The organism is Bacteroidales bacterium (assembly GCA_021157585.1).
Lineage (GTDB): Bacteria > Bacteroidota > Bacteroidia > Bacteroidales > UBA12170 > UBA12170.
In genome coordinates this window covers 1-3679 of sequence record JAGGWH010000064.1, presented here as the reverse complement: position 1 = coordinate 3679, position 3679 = coordinate 1, and the positions used below count along the sequence as shown (strand labels likewise).

The 3679-nt window shown below is 33.2% G+C and carries 3 protein-coding genes; all 3 read left to right on the top strand.

All coding sequences use genetic code 11. The features are described 5' to 3' along the window. The first annotated feature begins 842 nt into the window (after positions 1–842). On the top strand, positions 843–1868 hold the full coding sequence (locus tag J7K39_04045) for a TRAP transporter substrate-binding protein (GenBank protein MCD6179056.1): 1026 nt from the start codon (positions 843–845) through the stop codon (positions 1866–1868). 80 nt (positions 1869–1948) lie between these two features. Continuing rightward, the gene (locus J7K39_04040; GenBank protein ID MCD6179055.1) at positions 1949–2554 is read left to right on the top strand and encodes a TRAP transporter small permease; all 606 of its coding nucleotides are present in this window, start codon (positions 1949–1951) and stop codon (positions 2552–2554) included. Then, the coding region (locus tag J7K39_04035) for a TRAP transporter large permease (protein ID MCD6179054.1) at positions 2551–3679 on the top strand (1129 nt) is incomplete at its 3' end. The genes J7K39_04040 and J7K39_04035, both read left to right, overlap by 4 nt.

Sequence of the window (3679 nt, the reverse complement as noted above, 5' to 3'; positions counted from 1 at the left end):
TTTATGAAAGTACCCAGGATGTTACTTGAAGCCAGACGTAGAAGCTTGTATAAATATATGTATGTTCCTGATGGGTGGCATGAAGCCTACGCCAAAGGTAAGGTTACTACTAATCATTATTGGAGTATGGCAAAAAACTGTAAGCTGACATGTAAATATTTTTATTAAAAAATAATTATTAAAATATTCAATAATTAATACTGATATGAAGAGAAAATAGATAGTGTCCCAACTTTGATTATATTTGAATTTCCTTATGTTCTTTCACCTTGTCATTAGTATGTATAGCATAGATAAAAAATCTTGTAAAAATATTAGGGACGGACACCTATTTATTTGTCCTAAATCTAGCAAAGTTAATTCTTTCATAAAATATAATAAAAATATTATAAAAAAATTTTTGACAAGAAGGATGATTTTGTTATAAAATAAAATTACCTGCAATCGACTGCATAATTATATTAATGCTTTTTGGGTTTTCTACATTTTCTCTTTGGACTTATAATTTATCGGCAAATGAAGTGAAATATAAAAAAATAATTCTAATCGAATTATTTAAATGTAGTGCAAACGTTCGCGTAAATATTGAAGAACTGGTTAAATTATACCAAAAAACTTACATACAATACATTTTTTAGATTATTAATTTACCCAGCTTTTCTACTAATAAAATTACCAAAATTAGCTTCTTGAAAAATTAAAACACTCCCTGTGACTATACCCTGAAAAAAAGAGATTTTCTTTTAGATGGCAGGGAGCTAATAAGAGGAGGTGAGATATAAGAAGAAAATTTTTCTTAAGTGCAAGTGTTTTAAAATTTAAAAATGTTTTGGAGGTAAAAAATGAAAAGTAATTTGAAAATTGGTTTACTTATTTTTTTAGTGATTTTCTTGTTTTCAAGTATCTTCCTATCTTCTTTTGCCGCAGAAAAGGTCTACACATTTAAATATTCCAACCAGCAAAATCCACAACATCCCAGGACAGTATCCATGTTATGGTTTAAAGATGAAATCGAAAAACGCTCAGATGGTCGAATTAAAGCAGAAATCTATGATAGCGGAGTACTTGGAAAAGAAAAGGAACTTTTTGAGATGCTTTTAACCGGTGCAATTCAGGGGTATAGAGGGGCTTTTTTTGAATATTTAAATCCAAAATTCCAATTATGGATGGCTCCATTCATGTTCCATTCTTATGATGAAGTAATGTATTTTAATCATAGTGACTTCGCTAAACAATTATGCGTTGATGGCTCAATAAAAGGCGCATACATTCCTGCAATTGGTTTTACGGGTGGTCGAAATATGATTTGTAAAGTAAAACAAATTGAACGTCCGGAAGATTTAATAGGATTAAAAATGAGATCACCTGGTCAAGCTCCAATCATTAAATTCTACAAACAAATGGGTGCTCACCCTATGGAAATGGCATCTTCGGATACTTACATGGCTTTAAAAACCGGAGTTATTGATGGCATGTGTAACGATGCAGCTTTTCTCGAGACAAATAAGACATATGAAGTTGCACCACATTTTACCTGGATTAACTATATGGTAGGCGCTGATCCTTTAATGGTAAACATGGAATGGTATCAATCACTTCCAGATGATCTGAAAACAATCTTTAACGAAGTTTCAGTCGAAGCAATGCAATATTCTGATGAGATGGTTTCAGGACAGTCTGATGAATTTTGCGAAAAATTAGTAGCAGTGTGTGATAGCACAGTTAAAGTGCTTGAAGATCCCGAGTTAGTTAAAGCGTGGAGCAAGGCTGCCGAGCCGCTTTTACAAATTTATGTAGATGATGGTCTTTTTGGTATGGATGACGTGAAAGCAGTTCAAAGTGTGCTTGCTGAATATCGTAACAAATAATTTTACGTATTAAATTTAAGAGTGAGGTCAGTAAAATGGCCTCACTCATTTTTTAATGCAAAGAAGGGAATCCGAATTTTATGGATTGGCTAAAGAGATTCGACCGCTTTATTACCGGGTCTATAGAGTGGATTATTACTGTTTTTTTTATAATAATTTTTTTATTAATATTTAGCCTTGTCTTATTACGGTATGGATTTAAAACATCCATTATGGGAACAAATGAAATTATTACCATGCTATTCGTATATTGTTCAGCTTTAGGAGCTGCTATCCTGGTAAGACAAAGAGAACATATTAAAATATCTTTTTTTGTTAATAAACTTTCTACAGGTGCAAGAAGGATTGTTTTGACTATCAACTATATATTGATTTCCGTTTTAAATGCCGTCTTTTTTTATATGAGTTTAGGTTGGATTAAATCTATATGGACTTTCAAATCTCCGATGACGCAAATTCCTTTTTGGGTGCAAAGAATTCCAATTCCTATTGGGTGTGGTCTCGTAATATTATATTGCCTTTATAATATTTATTTAATTTATGCAAATTCCGAAGAACTATCTCGTGAAACTGAAGATATTTATGCAGAAATAGAAGGATTGGTGGGGCAAGTAAAACAAGACATTAAACAAGATAGTTTTGTTGCAAAAAGAAAAACAACGGCAAAAGAAAGGAAAAAATCATGACGCTTTTATTGGTAGCATTAGCTCTATGTTTGATTATAGGAATCCCAATTGCCTATTCTTTAGGTTTATCCGCATTATCATACTTTTTAGTATATAGACCAGAACTTTTAACAGTATTCCCCCAGCGTCTTTTTTCCGGTTTAAATAATGATGCAATGATTGCGCTTCCTTTGTTTATTGTTATGGGACAATTAATGAATGATAGCGGTATTACTAATAGAATAATTGATTTTAGTAACTTGATATTTGGAAGATTAAAAGGTGGACTTGGATGTATTAATGTTTTTGCAAGCATGATCTTTGGGGGAATATCCGGTTCATCAGCATCAGATACTGCCTCAATTGGTGCAATCTTGATACCGGAAATGGAAAAGCGTGGATATACTAAAGAATATGCTGCTGGTATAACAGTAGCCTCTTCAACTATGGGTATGGTAATTCCCCCGAGTGTTCCGATGATACTTTACTGTGTAACGGCCGAACAGTCTGTTGGGAAATTATTTCTTGCTGGCTTAATTCCCGGTGTGTTGGTTGGTCTTTCACAGTTGATTATCAATTTAGTTATTTCTTATAGACGAGATTACCCGAGGGAGAATTTTGAATACTCCTGGGGAAATGTATTGAAAGTTACACGACAATCATTGGTAGCACTAATTATGCCAGTATTTGTTGTTGGTACTGTAGTTTTTGGTGTTGCAACTGCAAATGAATCTGCTTCTTTTGGGGTTATGTATTCAATAGTAGTTGGTCTTTTTATTTTTCGTGGCTTAAAAGCAAAAAATCTTCCTGGGAGTTTTTTAAAAGCAATTAAGACCTGTTCATCGATAATGATTATTATCGCAGTTAGCCAGTTATATGTATGGATATTAGCCCTTGAAGGGGTGCCTCTAGCTATAGCAAACTTTGTTATAGGTTTGAACCTTTCTCCTGTATTTACGTTAATGGTAATTATGAATATTATCTTGTTAGCCGGTACTTTTATCGATGTTAGTCCCGCAATATTATTATTTACTCCGGTTTTTTTACCAGCATGTATGGCCATTGGTATTTCGCCAGTTCAATTTGGTGCTTTATTAATTGTAGGACTCGCTGTAGGCACAGTTACACCCCCGGTTGGTACTTGCT